Genomic DNA, 21,092 nt, shown 5'->3' on the forward strand with positions numbered 1-21,092 from the left:
TTTTTCATCTATTAATCAGAAAAGGGTGAATACAAATGTTTCACATTTTGTTAATAGAAGATGATAACACTTTGTTTCACGAGATGAAAGAAAGATTAACGGGCTGGTCATTTGCGGTGCACGGAATAAAGGATTTCAGCCGGGTCATTCAGGAGTTTTCAGAAATCAAGCCTGATTTGGTAATCATTGATGTGCAGCTGCCGAAATTTGACGGCTTTCACTGGTGCAGAATGATACGCTCTCAATCAAACGTACCGATTCTGTTTTTGTCCTCGCGTGACCATCCGGCAGATATGGTCATGTCGATGCAGCTCGGGGCGGATGATTTTATACAGAAGCCTTTTCACTTTGATGTGTTAATCGCGAAAATCCAGGCGGTATTCCGCCGCGTGCACCAATACGGCACAGAACCGGTGCTGATGAAAAGATGGTGCGGGGCGGTCATTGACACAGAAACCGGCACAGTCAGCCATAAAAACGGTTCGGTCGAACTGACCAAAAACGAAATGCTGATTTTAAAGCTGCTGGCCGAGCAGAAAAATAAAATCGTCAGCCGCGAAGAACTCATCAGAAGCCTATGGAACGATGAACGTTTCGTTAGCGATAACACGCTGACGGTGAATGTCAACCGGCTGCGGAAAAAGCTCGATCATTTAGGTATCGGGAAAATGATTGAGACCAAAGTGGGACAGGGGTATATCGCGAAGGAGGAAGACGGTCTTTATGATTAAATCATTTCTGCTCGAAAGAAAAAGCTGGATCGCGATGTTTCTTTTTCAGCAGGCCGTACTCCTTTTCGCGGCATATATTGATCCGTCCATTCCATTTTTATCGGCGCTGTATTTTATTTATTTGTCACTTCTCGCCTTTCTCGTTTTTCTCTTGTTCCGCTATCGGAAAGAGACCGCTTTTTATAAAAGCTTAAAAGATTGGGACGCTGATTTAGATATTTCCGGTCTAAAAGCGCCCGACAGTCCGTTTGAGTTGATCATTGAAGAAAGCATTGAAGAACAGACAGAGCGATTAAGAAATAGCTCACTTCATATGCAGGCGGCGTCAGAGCATGAGAAGGATGAGCTGATGTCGTGGATTCACGAAGTCAAAACACCGCTGACAGCGATGCATCTCATGATCGAGCGCCTTGATGAACAGCTGCTGAAAGCCCCTTTGCATTATGAATGGCTGCGGATTCACCATCTCCTCGACCAGCAGCTTCATCAGAAACGATTGTCCTTTATCGAAAATGATTTATCGTTCCAGCGCATTCAGCTCCGCCCGCTCGTTTTCAAAGAAATTAAAAATCTGCAATCATGGTGTATACAAAAAGGAATCGGGTTTGACATACAACTTGAGGCACCGGACGTTCTCAGTGACGGAAAATGGCTTTCTTTCATCATCAGACAGCTGTTAAGCAATGCCGTCAAATACAGCGAAGCGGATGATATAACCGTAAAAAGTTATGAACTAAACGGCCGGGTGCATGTGGATATAAAAGACCGCGGCATCGGCATCAAGCCTAAAGATCTTCCGCGCATTTTTGAAAAGGGGTTCACCTCCACGCGGATGAGCCGTGATCACGCGTCAACGGGAATGGGCCTGTATTTGGCTCAAAAAGCTGCGGCTCCGCTTCACATCCAGATCAGCGTGCGATCAGAGCCGAAACGAGGCACGGTTTTTACCTTGGTATTTCCGAAACAAAACGACGCCGTCAGCATGTTCAGCGTGTGACAAAAGTGTCACATGCTTTTCTCTTTTGTTCGCTTAATCAAACGAAAAAAACGGCTTTTGTTTTTAAAATGAAGATAACCAATGTAAAAGGAGAATCGTAACGTGATGATTTTAGAAGCAGGCAATATTCGAAAAAACTACGGAAATAAGCTGAATAAGCAGGAGGTGCTGAAAGGAATTGATCTTCAGATCCAAAAAGGGGAATTCGTCAGCATTATGGGCCCGTCAGGATCAGGGAAAACCACTCTTTTGAATGTGCTTTCTTCCATTGATAAAGTGAGCGCGGGCACGATCAGGCTGAATGAGACGGAGATCACATCCATGAAAGAAAAACAGCTTGCCGAATTCAGAAAACGGCACCTCGGCTTTATCTTTCAGGATTATAATTTATTGGATACGCTGACCGTGAAAGAAAATATACTCCTGCCGTTATCCATTACGAAAATGCCTAAAAAAGAGGCGGATCGGCGTTTTGCCGAGACGGCAGAGGAGCTTGGCATCTATGAGTTGAGAGATAAGTATCCGAGTGAAATTTCCGGCGGACAAAAACAGCGGACGTCTGCCGCGAGAGCTGTTATTCACGAGCCGGGGATTATTTTTGCTGATGAGCCGACGGGAGCGCTTGATTCTAAAGCCGCTTCGGATTTGCTGAATAAACTCAGCCGTTTGAATCAGAAGCGCCGCGCCACCATTGTGATGGTGACGCATGATCCGGTTGCCGCCAGTTATTCCGGACGTGTGGTTTTCATTAAAGACGGCCGCGTGTATACACAGCTGAATAAAGGCGGCCAGGACAGACCGGACTTTTTTCAGGATATTATGAAAACGCAAGGTGTATTGGGCGGAGTTCAGGCATGAGCATTCATCATTTGATCTTCCAGAACCTGAAAAAGAATATGAAAAACTATTACCTTTACGTGTTTGCGCTGGTGTTCAGCTCCGCCCTTTATTTCGCGTTTGTCACGATGCAATACGATCCGGCGCTTGATGAAATGAAAAGCTCCATAAAAGGAGCAGCGGCAATCCGGGCCGCCTCCATACTGCTTGTGGCGATCGTGTCGGTATTTCTTTTATACGCCAACACCATTTTTATCAAACGCCGCGGCCGGGAAATCGGCTTATTCCGATTAATCGGCATGACGAAAATGCACATTTTCCGCATACTCAGCACAGAAAACTTCATTTTGTATTTCGGATCGATATGGATCGGTATTTTTGCCGGCTTTTCTCTCTCGAAATTATGTATGATGATGCTGTTTCATACAGTCGGTGTGAAAGCCTCTGTCTCACTGTTTTTTTCAAGCAAGGCGCTCGTTCAGACGTTAATTGTGTTCGGGGCCATTTATGTGCTGATTATGATGATGAATTACTTATTTATTAAACGGCAAAGCATTTTGTCTTTATTTAAAACCGCGTCATCGTCAGAAAGCGGCATAAGGCGGCTCTCTTGGGTGCAGATGACAATCGGCGTCATCGGTATCGCGGCCATTATCGCCGGCTATGCCGTGTCCGCAGATTTATTCGGAGGCAGTTTTACAACCATGAATGAACTGTTTTCGGCAATGGTGTTTATTCTCGGATCGGTCATTATCGGAACGTATCTGTTTTTTAAAGGTTCAGTCAGTTTTTTGGCAAACCTCATCCGGAAATCAAAAGGCGGGTATCTGAATGTCAGTGAAGTGCTGTCTTTGTCATCCATTATGTTCCGGATGAAGTCTAACGCCGTCCTGCTGACAATTATTACGACGCTGTCGGCGCTGTCCATCGGTTTGCTGTCTTTAAGCTATATCTCGTACTACTCCGCGGAAAAATCGGCTGAGCAAAATACGGCGGCGGACTTTGCGTTTGATAACCAAAAGGAGGCAGACTCATTTACCGCCTTATTGAAGAAGAAAGGAATTGAACATCAAGTGAAAACAATCAAGACCATTCAAGCCGGTGTCAATGTGAAGAACATCGTAAACGGCGATATGAAAAGCTTCGCACAGGACCCGTCCAGCTTGGCGCTGCCGGTTGTCAGCGAGAAAGACGCAGAAGGCGTGTCACTCTCCGACGGAGAAGCCGTGTTTACCGGATATAATGATATGATGAAAAGATTTCTCGACTTGAAAACGTCGGGTTCCATTGATATAAACGGCAAAACGGATAAAATACCGCTGGCGTATAAGGGCTTGAAGAACGACTTCCTCCTGTCATATACATTTACAAGCGGAGGGCTGCCGACCGTGATCGTCACACAGCACGTATTTGACAGGATCGAGAAAGATATCGACCCGTCCATTCAGGGAAAATCAAATCGGTTTTTCGGCATTACACTCAAACATGAAGAGGACGTCCAAAAAGCTGATGACCTGTTTCAGGCACAGCATTATTCAGACGGCGCCCTTTCACAGTTTGAAACGGCTGACACCCAAAAGAAAAATATGGGGCTGATCATGTTTATTGTCGGGTTTTTAGGCTTAACCTTTCTGATCACCTCGGGCTGTATCCTTTATTTTAAACAAATGGGCGAGTGTGAGGATGAGAAGGCTGATTACACGATACTGCGGAAGCTCGGCTTCACAACGGGAGATCTGCTGAAAGGCATCCGCCGGAAGCAGGTGTATCATTTCGGCATTCCGCTCGTTCTCGGGCTGTTCCACAGCTATTTTGCCGTTCAGTCAGGGTGGTTTTTGTTCGGAACGGAAGTATGGACGCCGATGATCATCGTCATGGCGCTGTACACGCTGCTGTACTCCATCTTCGGCATGCTGTCGGTGCTTTATTATAAAAAGGTCATTCGGTCCGCATTGTAAAACAAGTTGAGGAGCCCCGCACAGCGGGGCTTTTTTCTGCATGAATAGAAAAAAGCGATTTTTAAAAGAATAGACATACGTCATTTTTTCGCACGGGGGAGCCTTATGCAAAAGTATTTTCAATTGAAATCTGAAACAGGGGCTTTTCATCTTTTTTCCAAGGAACACATTTTCACGCTGCTGATCATCGGATTGCTGGGGGCGTGCGTGATCGTATTCCGGAAAACGCTCCATCACGGCCGGCCGAATCGCGTTTTCCGATATGTGCTGTTCATTCTTCTAGCCGTGTCGCAGATTAGCTATCATATATGGCTGCTTAGCCAACATGCCTGGTCGCTGAAAACATCTCTGCCGCTGCAGCTGAGCGACCTTTCCGTCTATTTGGCGATGCTGATGGTCATGACAAAAAGCAAAAAGCTGTTCGCCTTTCTCTATTTTGCCGGTTTGGGCAGCGCCATACAAGCGATGGCCACACCTGATTTAGGGGCGTATTCTTTCCCTCATTTTCGGTACATCGTATTTTTTATCTCGCACGGCTGTGTGTTTCTAGCCTGTCTGTTTATGGCCGGTGCCCAAAAGTACAGACCGTCGGTGCGCGCGCTCTGGGTGTCATTGCTGATCGTAAATCTGTACGGGGCGTGTGTCTTTTTGATTGACCGTGTGCTGAATGCAAACTACCTCTATTTAATGAAAAAACCGAAGACCGCTTCGCTTCTGAATGTTCTCGGCCCTTGGCCGTGGTATCTTCTTTCAATGGAAGCGGCGGTTGTGCTGAGCTTTTTCATTCTGTATATTCCGTTTTGGCTGCTGAGGAAAAGAGCATGAAGCCTGTTTATGTTTGTGAAGCCGATCATTTGTAATTTTTTCAACATTCCGGCATTATTTTTTTCAGATTCTGATGTTGTAAAAAGGCGTCCGCGGCGATAAAATGAATCTGCTATGATAATGGGATCGATACGGAGCTGCAGCTTGCGGTTTCCGTTTTTTCATGGGGTTTTTTATAGAGACAGGGGGATCGGTATGCCGCGCGCTTTGAAGATATTAATTATCGGAATGTTTATCAATGTGACGGGCGCATCTTTTTTGTGGCCGCTGAATACGATCTATATTCATAATCATTTAGGAAAATCGCTGACTGTCGCGGGGATTGTGCTGATGCTGAATTCCGGAGCCAGTGTGGCGGGGAATTTATGCGGCGGATTTTTGTTTGATAAAATCGGCGGATTCAAATCCATTATGCTAGGCATTATCATCACCTTGGCAAGTCTTCTCGGACTCGTTCTGTTTCACCAGTGGCCCGTTTATATTTGGCTGCTCGTCATTGTCGGGTTCGGTTCCGGCATCGTGTTTCCGGCCAGCTACGCCATGGCGGGAGCAGTCTGGAAAGAGGGCGGACGGAAAGCTTTTAATGCAATTTATGTAGCTCAGAACGCAGGTGTCGCGGTCGGTTCGGCACTCGGCGGAATGGTTGCGGCGTACTCGTTTACGTACGTGTTTTTAGCCAATGCTTTGCTGTATGTGCTGTTTTTCCTTATCGTATTTTTCGGGTTTCGAAATATTAAAACCGGAAACGCGGGCCAGGTCTCTGTACTGGACTACGAGCCTGTCAGCAGCAGAACGAAATTTACGGCGCTTCTTATACTGAGCGGCGGGTATGTTCTCGGGTGGATTGCCTATTCGCAGTGGTCCACAACCGTTGCGTCACATACTCAAAGCATCGGTATGCCGCTTTCATTATACAGTGTGCTCTGGACCGTAAACGGAATCCTGATTGTCGCCGGACAGCCGCTTATAGGTGCTGTTCTGAAAAAATGGTCCGGTGCGTTAAAAACGCAGATGGTCATCGGCTTTTGTATTTTTATCGTCTCGTTCGGCGTGCTCCTTGGCGCCAAGCACTTTCCGATGTACCTTACCGCGATGGTGATTTTAACAATCGGAGAAATGCTTGTCTGGCCTGCCGTGCCTACTATTGCCGATCAGCTTGCGCCTAAGGGGAAAGAAGGGTTTTACCAAGGGTTCGTCAACAGTGCGGCGACGGGCGGCAGAATGATCGGGCCGCTCCTTGGCGGCGTGCTGGTTGATCAATACGGCATGAGCGTGCTGCTCTTGATCCTGATGGCGCTTCTTGTCGTCAGCATCCTAGCGACGGTGCTGTATGACAAACGTCTGAAAACCGTTAATAAACAAAACGTCCAAGTGCGATGACGACATGAAAAATCCCGCTGTTTCGGCGGGATTTTTTGTTTATAAGACCGGAAGCACGTTGACCGCGTCCTTAACATTTAAATACGTCTTTAATGAAGTAAAGCTTGCATCAAGCTGATTCATTCTCATGGCGAGGGAAGGCTTGATCCCGGTGATGATTAATTCTGTGCCGATTAAATTAAGCAGATGATGCAATTTGAAAATCCGGTCTGCGGTCTGTTCGTTTACCTCAGCTAAACCTGATAAGTCTATAATTAAGTAATCATCTTTAGATGCGGTTAATATGTCTGTCAAAGTTGTCACGATGGAATCAAATCGTTCTTCTGTTAAATTCCCCACTAACGGCATGGCGGAGATCCCGTTTCGAATCGGAACGATCGGCGTTGACAGCGTCGCAATTTCACCGAGGGAATCCTCAAGAAGCTTTTCGTACTCTTTCTGCTCTGTGATGTCTTTTTGAAAACCGACAAAATAGAGCTTGTCTTCAACATAAAGAGGATCAATATTGAGTTCATTCCAAAACGAGGTGCCGTCTTTTTTGACATTTTTCAGCCGCACCGTGATCTTTTCTTTATGTTTTAGGCCTTTTCTTATTTTCGCGATTTGTTTTCGGTCGGTTTCTTTTCCTTGCAGAAATCTGCAGTTCTTACCTAATATCTCTTCGGAAGAATAGCCTGTCATATCCATAAATCCCTGATTCGTATAAATGATGGGATTGTCCTCAAGAGAGGGGTCTGTAATCACCACGCCGATGCGTGCGTGATCAAGCGCCTTTTTGATAAGCTCCAGCTGCTCCAGTTTTCCGAGTACATTTGAGTCAGCCATATAAAACCCCCTTTTGGCCGTAAAGCTGTGCACTTTTTTCAGCCATTGTTTCTCCCCTTTTTAAATGAATCTACAGTAACCGTAGCATAACACATGTTCTGTTTCAAGCAGCCGCAGTTTGCAATTTGTCATTCGGGCTTGTCTTCATATACACTGAATATATAAGGGAAGGCACATCATTGCTAAGTAAGTGACTAGGTCATTGTCACTGGGTGAAAAATGAATCTAATGCATCAAGCTTACCGATCATGTGTTCACATATAATGGAAGAAACAAGCTTTTTACTTTCCTGCTCATTCGCCGGTATGTAGATATCGAAAATCATCGTATTCGTAAGGGGGCTGGATGGCCTGAAGTCGCTTTACTAAATAAGGGCTTTAGGAAGGTGATGAAGATGCTGCATCAGGTAATTATTGCTTGTGTAATTGGAGGAATCATGGGGGTTCTCGGTCATGTGAAAAAGAGAGGCAGGCTGGAGAAACCCAGAATGACAAAGCGGTTTATCTATCTCGGTTTTTTGGAAGATGGTTTTATCGGAATGGCTGCTTCCATCTTACTTGTCTTATCCGCTAACCCCGATTCAGGAATTCAACTCGTCATCTTATCCATAATCGCAGGCTACGGCGGAGAAGCTGTTCTCAGGAGCTTTGATTTTGTCAGGGAACAAAACAGTGATTCGGCCGAAGCAAAACCACACCAGCAAAAAAATCCTCCATCAAAATAATATCCCCGCTCATGACCCGTTCTGGGTACATTCCCATTGTATACAAACCTGCTTGCACTTATGAACAGAATTCTATAAAATACAGGTAAGATTACGGTAGCGATAAGAACAGTGAAGAGGAGCAGTAAGAAGCAGATTTTGCAGTCAGAGAGTTGACGGCCGGTGCAAGTCAATCAAGTCTGTTTCCGAACTCGCCTCAGAGTTGCAGCGGCAAAACCGCTGACGCATAACTGCGTTAAAAGTATCAAGTGAGTGCGGCTTAAAACCGCGCTAACGAGGGTGGTACCGCGGGAAACAAAAATCTCTCGTCCCTTTTTGGGATGAGGGAGTTTTTTTTAGTTTTAGAATAATCTGAATATCATCTTCCTTATCCCGTCAATACTTGGACTACATACGCCGTATTCAATCAGAAGGAGGTTTTTGCGTTGAGTTTTCAGCACGAAAAAATAGAAAAGAAATGGCAGAATTACTGGTTGGAGCATAAAACGTTCGCCGTCAGCGAAGAGAGTGACAAGCCGAAGTTTTACGCGCTTGACATGTTCCCGTATCCTTCAGGAGCCGGCCTTCATGTCGGGCATCCGGAAGGCTATACGGCAACCGACATTCTTTCACGCATGAGACGCATGCAAGGGTACAACGTGCTTCATCCGATGGGATGGGACGCGTTCGGGCTTCCCGCCGAGCAATACGCGCTTGACACGGGGAATGATCCGGCTGAGTTTACGAAACACAATATCGATAATTTCCGCCGCCAGATCCAATCGCTCGGTTTTTCATATGATTGGGATCGTGAAATCAATACGACTGATCCCGACTACTACAAGTGGACGCAGTGGATCTTCACCAAGCTGTATGAAAAAGGTCTCGCTTATGTAGACGAAGTGCCGGTCAACTGGTGCCCGGCACTCGGAACGGTGCTTGCGAACGAAGAAGTCATTGACGGCAAAAGCGAGCGGGGCGGCCATCCGGTTGAACGCCGCCCGATGAGACAATGGATGCTGAAAATCACCGCTTATGCGGACAGGCTTCTTGAAGATTTAGAAGAGCTTGACTGGCCTGAAAGCATTAAAGACATGCAGCGCAACTGGATCGGACGCTCAGAAGGCGCAAACGTCCATTTCGCGATCGACGGCACTGACGACACATTCACGGTGTTTACGACAAGACCGGACACGCTGTTCGGCGCGGCTTATGCCGTGCTGGCTCCAGAGCATGAGCTTGTGGAGGCCATCACGACGGCTGAACAAAAAGAAGCGGTAGACGCTTATATTAAAGAAGTTCAGGCGAAAAGTGACCTGGAACGGACGGATCTTGCGAAAACAAAAACGGGCGTCTTCACGGGCGCATATGCGGTAAACCCGGCAAACGGGGAAAAGCTGCCGATCTGGATAGCTGATTATGTCCTCGCTTCTTACGGAACGGGTGCTGTAATGGCCGTGCCGGCGCATGATGAACGCGATTTTGAATTCGCCAAAGTGTTCAGCCTGCCTGTCAAAGAAGTCGTAAAAGGCGGAAACACGGAAGAGGAAGCGTACACGGGAGACGGAGAACATATCAATTCCGGCTTTCTGAACGGACTGAATCAAGCGGAAGCGATTGAAAAAATGATCGCCTGGCTTGAAGAAACGAAAAACGGTGAGAAAAAAGTGACATACCGTCTGCGTGATTGGCTGTTCAGCCGCCAGCGCTATTGGGGCGAGCCGATTCCGGTCATTCATTGGGAAGACGGCACTTCAACAGCCGTTCCGGCAGAAGAGCTGCCGCTGATTCTGCCGAAAACCGATGAGATCAAACCGAGCGGAACAGGTGAATCACCGCTTGCCAACATTAAAGAGTGGGTAGAGGTCACTGATCCTGAAACGGGCAGAAAAGGGAGAAGAGAAACGAACACGATGCCGCAATGGGCGGGAAGCTGCTGGTATTTCCTTCGCTTTATCGACCCGAAAAATCCGGATCAGCTCGCTTCACCTGAGAAACTGGATAAATGGCTGCCTGTCGATATTTACATCGGAGGAGCGGAGCATGCCGTGCTTCACCTTCTGTACGCGCGTTTCTGGCATAAATTCCTCTATGATATCGGTGTCGTACCGACGAAAGAACCGTTCCAAAAGCTGTATAACCAAGGAATGATTCTCGGGGAAAATAATGAAAAAATGAGTAAATCCCGCGGAAACGTCGTTAATCCGGATGAAATTGTGGCGTCTCACGGAGCAGATACGCTCCGCCTGTACGAAATGTTTATGGGGCCTCTTGATGCCTCTATCGCCTGGTCTGAATCAGGTCTTGACGGAGCGCGCCGCTTCCTTGACCGTGTATGGCGTTTGTTTATCGAGGAAAACGGCGAGCTGACGGGCAAAGTGACAGAAGGCGCGGGCGAAACTCTTGAGCGCGTCTATCATGAAACGGTTATGAAAGTGACAGAAAACTTCGAAGCGCTTCGCTTTAATACGGGCATCTCTCAGCTGATGGTCTTCATTAATGAAGCCTACAAAGCGAATGAACTTCCGAGAGAATATGTCGAAGGCTTTGTGAAGCTGCTTTCTCCTGTTGCGCCGCATTTGGCGGAAGAACTGTGGGAGAAACTCGGCCACGAAGGTTCGATTGCATACGAAGCCTGGCCTGCTTATGACGAATCAAAACTGGTGGATGATGAAGTGGAAATCGTCGTCCAGCTGAACGGAAAAGTAAAAGCGAAATTAATGGTTCCGGCTGATGCTGATAAAGCAGCATTAGAACAGCTCGCACAAGCTGACGAAAAAGTAAAAGAGCAGCTTGAAGGAAAAACGATCCGAAAAATCATTGCCGTACCGGGCAAGCTTGTCAATATCGTGGCAAACTGACCGGACGAAGCCCCTCTCCTCTGTGAGAGGGGCTTTTTTATCAGGCCTCTATCATAGAAATTGCACCGCGGGCTTTGGTATACTTACACCATAAAGATGAATGGGAGTGTCACAAATTGAAAATAAATGAAATCAGCACAGCCGCACTTGAAGAAAAATTAAAAGCGGGAGAAGAGCTGTATCTGATTGATGTCAGAGAAGATGAAGAAGTAGCCGAAGGAATGATTCCGCAGGCTGTTCATATCCGCATGGGGGACATCCCAGAAAAGATGGATGCGTTAGACAAGGAAAAGGAATATGTATTTATCTGCCGTTCCGGAAAAAGAAGCATGAACGTTTGTATGTATTTACATGAGCAGGGCTTCCGTACGGTTAATGTTGAAGGCGGAATGCTGGAATGGGAAGGCGAAACAAAGCCGAAGAAATAACGTTGTGAAGTGAAAGAAGAAAAGGGATGCACGTCTTTTCTTCTTTTTTTATAGAAAAAACGGGAGGCGATCAGGTGAAACCGGTCATACGCGCTATGAAAGCAAGTGATATCAAACAGGTCCGGCAAATCGCGGAACGAAGCTGGCATCATACGTATGAAGGGATTATCCCCAGACACATTCAGGATCAGTTTCTCGAATCTGCCTATCATGATGAGATGATGGAACGCCGGCTTCGTCATTCACTGTTCCTTGTGGCAGAAGAAAAAGAGGGAAGACATCTCGGTTTTGCAAATGCCACCCCGGTTCAAAAAGACGGGAAAGCGGAGCTCGCCGCCATTTATATTGATCCGGATTGTCAGGGAAGCGGGATAGGCACGGCACTTCTTAAAGAATGCATCAGACAGTCCGGCGGGATAAAAGAGCTTTATGTCCATGCAGAAAAAGAGAACCGCCCCGCCTTGTCCTTTTATCAGGCTAAAGGATTTCAATGGGTATGTGAATTTGAAGAAGACTTTAAAGGACACACCCTACAGACGGTCAAACTGGTGCTGAACATATAAAGCGTCCGGCCCCCTCAAGGGCCGGATCGCGAATGATTAGTGATAAGCCGGAAGCCAGTCTTTGTGCGCTTCAAATAAGTCATCGCACAAAGATATGATGTCATTTATGGAAAGCTCGGCGTTCGTATGCGGATCAAGCATCGCTGCCTGATAGACGGCTTCCTTTTTTAAAGTGACGGCCGCTTCAATGGTTAAAAGCTGTGTGTTGATGTTCGTTCTGTTGAGCGCCGCGAGCTGTTCCGGAAGTTCGCCTGAATAGCACGGCATCATTTGAGTTTTGACGGCGGCGCACGGCACTTCTGCGATCGCTTTCGCCGGCAGATTCGGTATCAGCCCCGTATTCAGCACATTGCCGCCGAACATAGACGAATGCCCCCTCTCCATCGCCTCTATCATTCTCGAACCGTATTCTTTCGAGCGTTCATGCGTCAGGTTTTGATTGTTGATGATGCCGTCTCTCATCGTTTCCCAATTTTTGATTTGTTCTGCGCATCTCCTAGGATATTCATCAAGCGGAATTTGGAGTTCGTCTATCAGCTCCGGCTACCGTTACATTTTTGTAAGCGTTATCAAAGATTGGTAAAAATAAAGTGAAAACGAAAAACTTGTTTATTCCCTATCATAATTCATTTCTGACGGAATAAATTGATAGGGAAAGGAGAGGATGACGTGCTGAAGATAGCTGTGTTTGATGAGGAGCATGAAAAGGATTTGCAGACTGAAGTCAATTCATTTTTAAAGGGGATTTCTGAAGAACAGCTCGTTGATATCAAATATACGGTCGCGGCAGCCTGTGATCCGGAAGGGGAGCAGCTTTATTGTTTTTCCGCTCTCATTTTATATCGGAAATAAAGAAGCCCGGACGAATGGCCGGGCTTCACTGTGCATTATGCTTTTTTGACGCGGGGACTTCGCGGCTTTTGGTATTTCTCCGCTTGTTTGATTCCTTTTCTTTCACTCGCTAATGACTTGTACAGAGACACGATCATCAGAAGGATTACGACTGAAAACGGAACCGCAGCGAGAATGGCTGTGTTTTGCAGTGCGGCAAGGCCGCCGGAATATAATAAAACTGCTGCCACGGCAGACTGGATAATGCCCCAGGTGACTTTCACCCGGTTTGAAGGGTCCAACGAGCCGTAAGTCGTCTGCATTCCAAGCACAAATGTCGCTGAATCGGCTGATGTAATAAAAAATACAGCGATCAGAACAAGCGTCAACACGGATGTCACCATTGTGAGCGGATAGTGGCTGAGAGCGCCGAACAGCATCGTATCCGTCGACAATCCGGCGACATTGAAGACGCCTTTCTGCTGGAGATCCATTGCAGATACGCCGAAAATCGCAAACCATAAAAAGGCCAATATACAAGGTGTCACTAACACACCGATTAAAAATTCCCGGATGGTCCGGCCCCTTGATACACGGGCGATAAAAATGCCGACAAACGGAGACCAGGAAATCCACCAGGCCCAATAGAAAATGGTCCAGCTGTTAATCCATTCGCGTTTTTGGGGATCATTCGGTGACAAGCGGAAGCTCATCTGCACGATATTTTGGATGTACTGCCCGATAGAATCGGTAAATGAGTTCATAATCAGCACCGTCGGGCCTGCAATGAGCATGAATAGCATTAATATACCCGCGAGCACCATGTTGATATTGCTTAAGTATTTAATTCCTTTTCCGATTCCGCTCCACGCAGAAATTAAGAAAAGCACGGTCACGACAACGATCAAGATCAGCTGAATGGAAAATGTCTTCGGAATGCCGAATAAATAATGCAGACCGCCGTTGATCTGAGTCGCGCCGAGCCCCAGGCTTGTCGCCACACCGACAACCGTTGCAAATACGGCGATACAGTCAATCGTCTTGCCGATCGGACCGTTCACTTTATCGCCTAAAATCGGTGTCAGTGTGCTGCTGATCAAACCGGGGGCATCTTTTCTGAATTGAAAATATGCGATACATAAAGCGACGACGGCGTATATGGCCCAAGCGTGCAGCCCCCAATGGAAAAACGTATACCGGAGCGCATCACGAAAAGCTTGGGGCGTTTCTGTTTCACCTGAGGGAGAGCTGATCGCGTAATGGCTGATCGGTTCCGCAGCCCCGTAAAATACAAGGCCGATTCCCATGCCTGCGCTGAATAGCATGGCAAACCATGATAATAAGCCGAATTCCGGTTTTTCCCCGGGTTTTCCGAGTTTTATTTTGCCGATCGGACTCACGATGAGAAAGAGACAGAAACCGACAAATATTGAAACGGCCAGCAGATAATACCAGCCGAAAGAATCCGTAACAAAACGTTGTGCCGTATCTGTCACTTGCTGCAGGCTGTCAGGTGAAATAACTCCCCATAAAACCGCAGCGGCTGTGATAACGATCACAATCCAAAAAACACTGGAGATATTCTTTTTCTTCAACCGTTCTCACCCTTTGACTATTTTTTCAATACGCCATTTGCTTTAGTATGATCGTACGATTGCAGATCATCCTTTTCTTCCTATTCCCTCAATCAGGTGAAACAAAACGCAGAAAACTCTATCATGTTTTTGGTGGGGCGCTCAGGTTAATGTGCTTAAAACCATTTTACAGCGAGTGTGAGTAACGTCCTGCATTTAAACCGGCGAGACGGCCCGTAACAAGGGCTGACGTGATATTATAGCCTCCGGTGTAGCCGTGAATGTCAAGGATTTCCCCGCAAAAATATAAGCCCTCCATTTTTTTAGACGCCATTTGTTTCGGTTCAATCTCTTTTACGGAAACACCGCCGCCCGTGACAAACGCTTTGTCCAAAGAAAGCGTTCCGTCTGCTGAAACCGTAAATTGTTTGCAGTCTTTGACAAACGCCCTGAATTGATCCTTCGGCAACTCCGTGAAGCTGATCTGAGGATCAAGGCTGTTCCGCTCCAGAAGGAAAAGCAGGTACCGTTCCTGCATCCATGGTCTGAGCGCGTTTTTGAGCGCTTTTTTCGGCGTGTCTTTCAGCTCCTTGTGCATCCGCTGAAACAACTCTTCCTCGGTGATGCCGGGAAACAGATCAATGCGGAGCTTGACCTCTGGCTGCTTTTTCAGTTCTTTGACGACAAACTGGCTGCAGCGGAGAATGGCGGGGCCTGACAAGCCGAAATGGGTAAACAGCATGTCCATCACATGTGTGACGACAGGTTTGCCTTTTTTATTCAGGACGCTGACGGCCGTGTTTCTAAGAGACAGCCCCTGAAGGGTTTTTTGCTTAATAAACGGTTCTGACGATGTAACCGGCACTTCTGTCGGAAAGAGTTCAGTCACGGTGTGCCCGGCCGCTTCCGCCCAGGCATAGCCGTCTCCGGTGCTGCCTGTATGGGGGACTGATTTTCCGCCGACCGCGATAATGACGGCGTGTGCGTTAATGTGTTCGTCATTGTTTGTCGTAATGCCTGCTGTTCTGCCATTCTCGTACCGCACTTCTTTGATTTTTTCATTTGTGCGGATGGTGACATTCAGTTCTTTTAAACGGTTCAAAAGCGCATCGACAACGCTTTGCGCTTTGTCCGTCACCGGGAACATGCGCCCGTGGTCTTCTTCTTTCAGCTGAATGCCGAGGTTTTCAAAAAAGGCGATGATATCTTCATTATTAAATTCGGAAAATGCGCTGTATAAAAAGCGGCCGTTGCCGGGGATGTGTTTGATAATTTCTTCAACAGGGAGGCGGTTGGTCACGTTGCAGCGCCCGCCGCCGGAAATCGCCAGCTTCCGTCCCAGCTTGTTTCCTTTATCGATTAATAGAACATCTGCCCCTTTTTCACCTGCGGCAATGGCAGCCATTAAACCGGACGGGCCGCCGCCGATCACAATCACGTCATAATGTTTCATATTTCATCAACAACTTTCTTTTTCGCGTATAATAGGCGGAAATGTCCGCTTCCTGCTATTATAGCGAAAGAAGGGGAATCCTTAAACGTGTTTTGTTTTTTTAGAGCTTCCCAAAAAGTTTCCCGCTGTAATTATTACCGTCTATTTGCCCAGTTGTGTTAAAATAGAAAAGTTGAATCTTCGTAGAAAATGGTGATGAGGAAACATGTCAAGCAAATTGTTAAGGGGCACGTTCGTGCTGACGCTCGGCACCTATATATCGCGGATTTTAGGGATGATTTATCTGATCCCGTTCGGAGCGATGGTCGGAGCGACGGGCGGAGCTTTGTTTCAATACGGATATAATCAATATACACTGTTTTTAAACATTGCCACGATGGGATTTCCCGCCGCGGTTTCAAAGTTTGTCTCGAAATATAATTCCAAAGGAGACTATGAGACGAGCAGGCGGATGCTGAGAGCGGGAATGTCGGTTATGCTCGTTACCGGGATGATCGCTTTTTCGATTCTTTATATTTCGGCGCCGTTTTTTGCGGAAACATCTCTCGGCGGCGCAAGTAACAACGGGCTTACGATTGACCACGTCGTTTATGTCATCCGGATGGTCAGTCTGGCACTTTTGGTTGTGCCGATTATGAGTCTTGTACGCGGTTTTTTCCAAGGCCACCAGATGATGGGGCCGACAGCCGTTTCTCAGGTTGTGGAACAGCTTGCCCGGATCATCTTCTTATTGGGCGCAACATATTTGATTTTAAGAGTGATTAACGGCGGCCTTGTCATCGCAGTCGGATATGCGACTTTCGCAGCGCTGATCGGATCATTCGGAGGGCTTGTCGTCCTTTATATTTACTGGAATAAGCGGAAGGGCGATCTTCTGGCGATGAAGCCGAACCTTGTCCCGTCAGCGAACTTAAGCTATAAAAAAATGTTTATTGAGCTTTTCAGCTATGCCGCTCCTTACGTTTTTGTCGGACTGGCGATTCCTTTGTATTCTTATATCGATACGAATACGTTTAATAAAGCGATGATTGCGGCGGGCCATAAGGACATCAGCCAGGACATGCTGGCGATTGTCACCCTCTATGTGCCGAAGCTTGTGATGATCCCGGTTTCTCTGGCGACCGCTTTCGGTCTGACGCTGATTCCGACGATTACTGAATCGTTTACGAGCAGGAATTATAAGCTTTTGAACCAGCAGATTAACCAGACGATGCAAATCATTCTGTTTTTGGTTATTCCCGCCGTTGTCGGGATGTCCGTGTTATCGGGTCCGGCCTATACGTTCTTCTACGGTTCTGAAAGCCTTCGTCCGGATATCGGACAGGATATTTTGTTCTGGTACGCGCCTGTCGCGATTTTGTTTTCTCTGTTTACAGTAAACGCCGCGATCCTGCAAGGGATTAATAAGCAGAAATTTGCGGTCGTGAGCCTTTTTATCGGCGTCATTATAAAAGTGGTGCTGAACGTGCCGCTGATCAAACTGTTTCAGGGAGACGGCGCCATATTGGCAACGGCGCTCGGTTATATTGCTTCTCTTCTGTACGGTTTTATTATGATTAAGCGCCATGCGGGCTATTCGTATACGGTGCTTATGAAGCGGGTCATTTTAATTGCGGTATTATCCGTTGTAATGGGAGTCGCGGTCAAGCTGACTCAATGGCTGCTCAGTTTCTTCGTAACGTACCAAAGCGGCCAGCTGCATGCGGCGATTGTCGTCTTTGTCTGTGCCGCTGTCGGGGGTGCGGTGTACATGTTTGCCGCGTACCGAATCGGATTTTTGCAGAAAATGTTTGGAAACCGTCTGCCGCGGGTTTTAAGAAGAGGCAGGCATTCCGCCCATTGAGGAATAATGAACAGTCCGCTTATTGCGGGCTTTTCTTTTTAAAGGAGAGGATCAGGATGAGACTTGATAAGCTGCTTTCAAACAGCGGATTCGGCTCAAGAAAAGATGTGAAAAAAATCGTCAAGGCAGGGGCTGTCATGATTGACGGAGAGCCGGCGAAAGATGTGAAAACCCATGTCGATCCGGATAAACAGGACATCACGGTATACGGAGAGCCGGCAGACTACCGGGAATTTATTTATGTCATGATGAATAAGCCGCAAGGAGTGCTGTCCGCTACAGAAGACAGCCGCCAGCAAACGGTCGTTGATCTGCTGACGCCCGAAGAACAGAGATTCGAACCGTTTCCGGCGGGACGTCTTGATAAGGATACCGAAGGATTTCTGCTTCTGACCAATGACGGGCAGCTCGCTCATCGTCTGCTTTCTCCGAAAAAGCACGTGCCTAAAACATACGAGGTCCGGTTAATATCACCTCTGTCACCGGAAGACATCATCAATCTGGAAAAAGGCGTCGTCATTGAAGGGGGCTATAAGACGAAGCCGGCAGCCGTTGAAATCATCACTGAAAGCCCGGATGAAACGGTCATTCATTTGACCATTACAGAAGGCAAGTATCATCAGGTGAAGCTGATGGCAAAGGCTGTCGGAAATGAAGTGGCTTATTTAAAACGGCTTTCGATGGGGGCTGTTTCTCTTGATCCGGAGCTTAAGCCGGGAGAGTTTCGCGAGCTGACTGAAGAAGAGCTCGCAGCGCTGAAAGATACTGAAGTGTAATCGATATCAGAAAAGCCCAAAACAGATTTGTTTTGGGCTTTTTATATAGAGGAACAAAAAACAACAAGGCAAAGACGCTGCTTTGCCTTGCAGCATGTCAGGCCGAAAAAGGCCTTATGTAATTGTTCGCTTAAGATGTAATTTTTACTTTTTTTCGTGTTGTCTCCCACTTGCCTCGGCTAGGACTATGAACAAGATCATTGTATGCTAACACATTTAAGTCTCGCTGAATGGTTCTAGGTGTAATGCCGAATTCATCAACCAGTTCCTGTGTCGTCACAAGACCTTTTTCCTGGATGAACATGTAAACTGATTTAATCCGAGTCAGCATACGATTTGTTGAAGGTTTCAAAAAACCACTCCCTATCATAAGATCGGATGGACTTGATATACCACAACTTTCGACTCTAAAACTTCGTACGAATAAGCAACAAAGGCAGACATTCTGTTTTTTTCTCTTTTAACTGCCTCCATTATACACGATATGGCGGACATGAATCTAGGAATAAGCGCAGATAATTTTTTCCAATTGAGCGCCGCCTTGGTGCATTACTATGCCCGGCCCGCTTTTATTATTATGGAAACTGAAACTTTTTTTATACGTGTCCGTATGAAAACGGGGGAGGGAGAAAGCTTGGGAGACTTATTGAATGCAAACATCGTCTGCGCCGGTTATGCTGACAGGCCGAAGGTGATCTCGAATGTATCTCTGTCGGTCAGCGCGGGGGAAATCGCCGGGTTAATCGGGGCCAACGGAGCGGGGAAAAGTACGGTGATTAAGGCGATTCTCGGGCTGTGCAGGGATATAGAAGGCGGGATTGAATGGAATGATTCATCTTATGCTTACATACCGGAGCGTCCGAGTTTTTATGAAGAACTGACGCTTTGGGAGCATCTTGAACTCACAGGGTCATTGCGGGGGATAGAAGCCGGAGAGTGCCGTGAGCGGGCCGGGCGGCTGCTTGATGAATTTTCATTGACGGCGGTAAAACACGAATTGCCTTCCGGTTTTTCAAAAGGGATGCAGCAAAAATTGATGCTCATACAGGCGTTTTTGGCGAAGCCGGATATTTACATCATTGATGAGCCGTTTATCGGACTTGATCCGATCTCAACGAAGCTGTTTACCGACATGCTGATTGCTGAGAAGGAAAGGGGCGCGGGTATTCTGATGTGCACCCATGTTTTGGATACCGCCGAAAAAATCTGCGACCGGTTTTATTTGCTGGATCAGGGCGCTCTGCTTCTTCAAGGCACGTTAGCGGAGCTTCAAGAAAATACGGGGAGCCGTTCATTGTTAGATTGCTTTTATTCAGCGGTTCGGAGCAGTCAGCGATGACCGGGCGGGCCTTGTTTTTTCAAAGGATGTTTCATTTTTGGCGGTATCAATGGAAGGTGTTTCAGACGGTCATTGATTGGACGGTCGCGCTGTATATCGTTCTTCCTGCTGCCGCATTTGCCGTTTTTCAATATGCTGAATGGCTGAACGGCAGGGGACTTCTTAATGGAGCGGCAGGAGTATTAGGCTGGGGCTGGCTGTATGTCTTCAGTGTCCTGCTATTGTGCACCGGTTTTATTCATACCTTTTTGCTGGAAGCGGATCACGTGTTTTTGGTGCACGCAAAATATCTGATGAAAAAGCTGAAACGGTACGCGCTTTTATATTCGATGTTCCTTTCACTTACCAAATGGGGCGTGCTTGCCGTACTGTTATTTCCCTTATGGCGCCAGTACGGTGACTGCACCTTCTCGGCATATTCAGGCATTTTTTGCTGTCTGTCCGGCTTTCATGCTGCGATATTGGCAGTGCATCGGCAAAGAAAAATCAGACGGCAGACATTCGGAAATCAGGCGGCAGGCTGGCTGAAAGCGGCGGTTCTGTTGGCGGGCGCGTGTTTCATGATCCGGTTTGCTGCGGAGTGGTACTGGCTTTGGCCGGCGGGATGTATATTGTTCATCTGCTCCGTTGTTTTGACTTGGAAAGAAGCGGAGTCCTTATCAGCTTTTGAGGAAGAAGTGCTTGAGGAGAACAGGCGCAAGCTTTCATTCGCCGCCTTTGTTTTGATGCTCAGCCATGATGTGCAGCTGCCGAATGTAAAAAAGAAAGGGCGGAGCAAGCCGTTTTTATATCCCGGCTCAAAGCACATCTTTACAAAACGGTCGGCGTATACGGCGTGGAAAGAATTGTTTTTTAAAGTGCTGATCCGAAACGGCGGTTATCTCCGGCAGTTTTACCTTTTAACCGCGGCTTTTACGGCTCTTATTCTCGTTCTTCCGCTTTTGCTGAAGCCGGCAGCCCTCATTTTATTTACACTGGTCAGCCGATATGCCGCGTCGCTTCTCTTTGACCGGATCACGGACAAACCGGTTTTAAGCGGTATCAAAAAAGACAGTGATGACTATTTCCGGGCGAGAAACAGCGTATTAACCCTCATTCAAATCATCTGTTCCGGATGGTGCCTCATTGTTGCGGTTTTTTCCGCCCTCTATATGTGAAAAATCCCTTT

At 47.1% G+C, this 21,092-nt stretch carries 18 protein-coding genes, 2 pseudogenes and 1 other annotated feature; of the genes and pseudogenes, 15 read left to right on the plus strand and 5 right to left on the minus strand.

All coding sequences use genetic code 11. The features are described 5' to 3' along the window. The first annotated feature begins 35 nt into the window (after positions 1 to 35). From ACQE26_RS09540 to ACQE26_RS09565, 6 genes and pseudogenes are all read left to right on the plus strand, one after another. Positions 36 to 731: a response regulator transcription factor gene (locus ACQE26_RS09540; protein ID WP_500471372.1), complete on the plus strand. Its 696-nt coding sequence runs from the start codon at positions 36 to 38 to the stop codon at positions 729 to 731. After that, a complete protein-coding gene (locus ACQE26_RS09545; RefSeq protein WP_500471373.1) occupies positions 724 to 1,728 on the plus strand; it encodes a sensor histidine kinase in 1,005 nt (334 codons plus the stop codon). The genes ACQE26_RS09540 and ACQE26_RS09545 overlap by 8 nt, the downstream gene beginning before the upstream one ends. Positions 1,729 to 1,830: 102 nt before the next feature. Next, positions 1,831 to 2,590: pseudogene (locus tag ACQE26_RS09550) on the plus strand (ABC transporter ATP-binding protein); the annotation flags it as partial. Further along, entirely contained in the window at positions 2,583 to 4,523 is a 1,941-nt protein-coding gene (locus tag ACQE26_RS09555; protein WP_500471374.1) for an ABC transporter permease, read from the plus strand. The pseudogene ACQE26_RS09550 and the gene ACQE26_RS09555, both read left to right, overlap by 8 nt. A gap of 105 nt (positions 4,524 to 4,628) precedes the next feature. Then, entirely contained in the window at positions 4,629 to 5,348 is a 720-nt protein-coding gene (locus ACQE26_RS09560; protein ID WP_500471375.1) for a YwaF family protein, read from the plus strand. Positions 5,349 to 5,543: 195 nt separating this feature from the next. After that, the gene (locus ACQE26_RS09565; protein WP_060964508.1) at positions 5,544 to 6,728 is read left to right on the plus strand and encodes an MDR family MFS transporter; all 1,185 of its coding nucleotides are present in this window, start codon (positions 5,544 to 5,546) and stop codon (positions 6,726 to 6,728) included. 39 nt (positions 6,729 to 6,767) lie between these two features. Here the strand turns inward: ACQE26_RS09565 and ytvA are convergent, their stop codons facing one another. Next, positions 6,768 to 7,553 (minus strand): YtvA family blue-light photoreceptor, encoded by a 786-nt coding sequence (gene ytvA, locus ACQE26_RS09570; RefSeq protein WP_500471376.1) that lies wholly within the window; start codon positions 7,551 to 7,553, stop codon positions 6,768 to 6,770. 388 nt (positions 7,554 to 7,941) lie between these two features. Here ytvA and ACQE26_RS09575 point away from each other — a divergent pair, with 388 nt between their 5' ends. The 4 genes from ACQE26_RS09575 (at position 7,942) to ACQE26_RS09590 (ending at position 12,108) form a co-directional block, all read left to right on the plus strand. Further along, on the plus strand, positions 7,942 to 8,277 hold the full coding sequence (locus tag ACQE26_RS09575; protein ID WP_076982551.1) for a DUF4257 domain-containing protein: 336 nt from the start codon (positions 7,942 to 7,944) through the stop codon (positions 8,275 to 8,277). Between the two features lie 102 nt (positions 8,278 to 8,379). Next, positions 8,380 to 8,593 (plus strand) — a binding site (T-box leader). Positions 8,594 to 8,702: 109 nt separating this feature from the next. Next, complete coding sequence (gene leuS, locus ACQE26_RS09580; RefSeq protein WP_060964509.1) at positions 8,703 to 11,117, plus strand: leucine--tRNA ligase; 2,415 nt, start codon at positions 8,703 to 8,705, stop codon at positions 11,115 to 11,117. A 116-nt stretch (positions 11,118 to 11,233) separates the two neighbouring features. Beyond that, the gene (locus ACQE26_RS09585) at positions 11,234 to 11,545 is read left to right on the plus strand and encodes a rhodanese-like domain-containing protein (protein WP_438420428.1); all 312 of its coding nucleotides are present in this window, start codon (positions 11,234 to 11,236) and stop codon (positions 11,543 to 11,545) included. Positions 11,546 to 11,571: 26 nt separating this feature from the next. Continuing rightward, positions 11,572 to 12,108, plus strand: coding sequence for a GNAT family N-acetyltransferase (locus tag ACQE26_RS09590; protein ID WP_500471379.1), 537 nt, complete (start codon positions 11,572 to 11,574; stop codon positions 12,106 to 12,108). Between the two features lie 36 nt (positions 12,109 to 12,144). On the opposite strand, the pseudogene ACQE26_RS09595 reads toward ACQE26_RS09590, so the two are convergent. Then, positions 12,145 to 12,651: pseudogene (locus tag ACQE26_RS09595) on the minus strand (family 4 glycosyl hydrolase); the annotation flags it as partial. Positions 12,652 to 12,777: 126 nt separating this feature from the next. Here ACQE26_RS09595 and ACQE26_RS09600 point away from each other — a divergent pair. Beyond that, positions 12,778 to 12,960, plus strand: a complete 183-nt coding sequence (locus ACQE26_RS09600; protein WP_013353238.1) for a sporulation protein Cse60 — start codon at positions 12,778 to 12,780, stop codon at positions 12,958 to 12,960. Positions 12,961 to 12,995: 35 nt separating this feature from the next. Here the strand turns inward: ACQE26_RS09600 and opuD are convergent, their stop codons facing one another. Continuing rightward, positions 12,996 to 14,534, minus strand: a complete 1,539-nt coding sequence (gene opuD, locus ACQE26_RS09605; protein ID WP_500471381.1) for a glycine betaine transporter OpuD — start codon at positions 14,532 to 14,534, stop codon at positions 12,996 to 12,998. Between the two features lie 166 nt (positions 14,535 to 14,700). Continuing rightward, complete coding sequence (locus tag ACQE26_RS09610) at positions 14,701 to 15,966, minus strand: BaiN/RdsA family NAD(P)/FAD-dependent oxidoreductase (RefSeq protein WP_500471383.1); 1,266 nt, start codon at positions 15,964 to 15,966, stop codon at positions 14,701 to 14,703. Between the two features lie 205 nt (positions 15,967 to 16,171). Between ACQE26_RS09610 and murJ the strand changes: the two genes are divergently transcribed. Both murJ and ACQE26_RS09620 read left to right on the plus strand, forming a co-directional pair. Beyond that, positions 16,172 to 17,809, plus strand: coding sequence for a lipid II flippase MurJ (gene murJ / locus ACQE26_RS09615; protein WP_016938523.1), 1,638 nt, complete (start codon positions 16,172 to 16,174; stop codon positions 17,807 to 17,809). A 56-nt stretch (positions 17,810 to 17,865) separates the two neighbouring features. Beyond that, positions 17,866 to 18,585 carry a pseudouridine synthase gene (locus ACQE26_RS09620; RefSeq protein ID WP_438420422.1) on the plus strand — a complete coding sequence of 240 codons (720 nt, stop codon included), beginning with the start codon at positions 17,866 to 17,868 and terminating at the stop codon, positions 18,583 to 18,585. A 130-nt stretch (positions 18,586 to 18,715) separates the two neighbouring features. Here ACQE26_RS09620 and ACQE26_RS09625 read toward each other — a convergent pair whose 3' ends face one another. Next, positions 18,716 to 18,937 (minus strand): DeoR family transcriptional regulator, encoded by a 222-nt coding sequence (locus ACQE26_RS09625; RefSeq protein WP_003152337.1) that lies wholly within the window; start codon positions 18,935 to 18,937, stop codon positions 18,716 to 18,718. Positions 18,938 to 19,219: 282 nt separating this feature from the next. Here ACQE26_RS09625 and ACQE26_RS09630 point away from each other — a divergent pair, with 282 nt between their 5' ends. Then, on the plus strand, positions 19,220 to 19,924 hold the full coding sequence (locus tag ACQE26_RS09630) for an ABC transporter ATP-binding protein (RefSeq protein WP_500471386.1): 705 nt from the start codon (positions 19,220 to 19,222) through the stop codon (positions 19,922 to 19,924). Next, entirely contained in the window at positions 19,921 to 21,081 is a 1,161-nt protein-coding gene (locus ACQE26_RS09635; protein ID WP_500471388.1) for an ABC transporter permease, read from the plus strand. The genes ACQE26_RS09630 and ACQE26_RS09635 overlap by 4 nt, the downstream gene beginning before the upstream one ends. The last annotated feature ends 11 nt before the right edge of the window (positions 21,082 to 21,092 follow it).

The organism is Bacillus sp. 5RYD7K (assembly GCF_059831465.1).

Excerpts from the sequence above, each read along its gene's own strand:
- ACQE26_RS09540 (WP_500471372.1), top strand. The coding sequence starts at position 36 with ATGTTTCACATTTTGTTAATAGAAGATGATAACACTTTGTTTCACGAG.
- ACQE26_RS09545 (WP_500471373.1), top strand. The coding sequence starts at position 724 with ATGATTAAATCATTTCTGCTCGAAAGAAAAAGCTGGATCGCGATGTTT.
- ACQE26_RS09555 (WP_500471374.1), top strand. The coding sequence starts at position 2,583 with ATGAGCATTCATCATTTGATCTTCCAGAACCTGAAAAAGAATATGAAA.
- ACQE26_RS09560 (WP_500471375.1), top strand. The coding sequence starts at position 4,629 with ATGCAAAAGTATTTTCAATTGAAATCTGAAACAGGGGCTTTTCATCTT.
- ACQE26_RS09565 (WP_060964508.1), top strand. The coding sequence starts at position 5,544 with ATGCCGCGCGCTTTGAAGATATTAATTATCGGAATGTTTATCAATGTG.
- ytvA (WP_500471376.1), bottom strand. The coding sequence starts at position 7,553 with ATGGCTGACTCAAATGTACTCGGAAAACTGGAGCAGCTGGAGCTTATC.
- ACQE26_RS09575 (WP_076982551.1), top strand. The coding sequence starts at position 7,942 with ATGAAGATGCTGCATCAGGTAATTATTGCTTGTGTAATTGGAGGAATC.
- ACQE26_RS09590 (WP_500471379.1), top strand. The coding sequence starts at position 11,572 with ATGCACGTCTTTTCTTCTTTTTTTATAGAAAAAACGGGAGGCGATCAG.
- ACQE26_RS09610 (WP_500471383.1), bottom strand. The coding sequence starts at position 15,966 with ATGAAACATTATGACGTGATTGTGATCGGCGGCGGCCCGTCCGGTTTA.
- murJ (WP_016938523.1), top strand. The coding sequence starts at position 16,172 with ATGTCAAGCAAATTGTTAAGGGGCACGTTCGTGCTGACGCTCGGCACC.
- ACQE26_RS09620 (WP_438420422.1), top strand. The coding sequence starts at position 17,866 with ATGAGACTTGATAAGCTGCTTTCAAACAGCGGATTCGGCTCAAGAAAA.
- ACQE26_RS09635 (WP_500471388.1), top strand. The coding sequence starts at position 19,921 with ATGACCGGGCGGGCCTTGTTTTTTCAAAGGATGTTTCATTTTTGGCGG.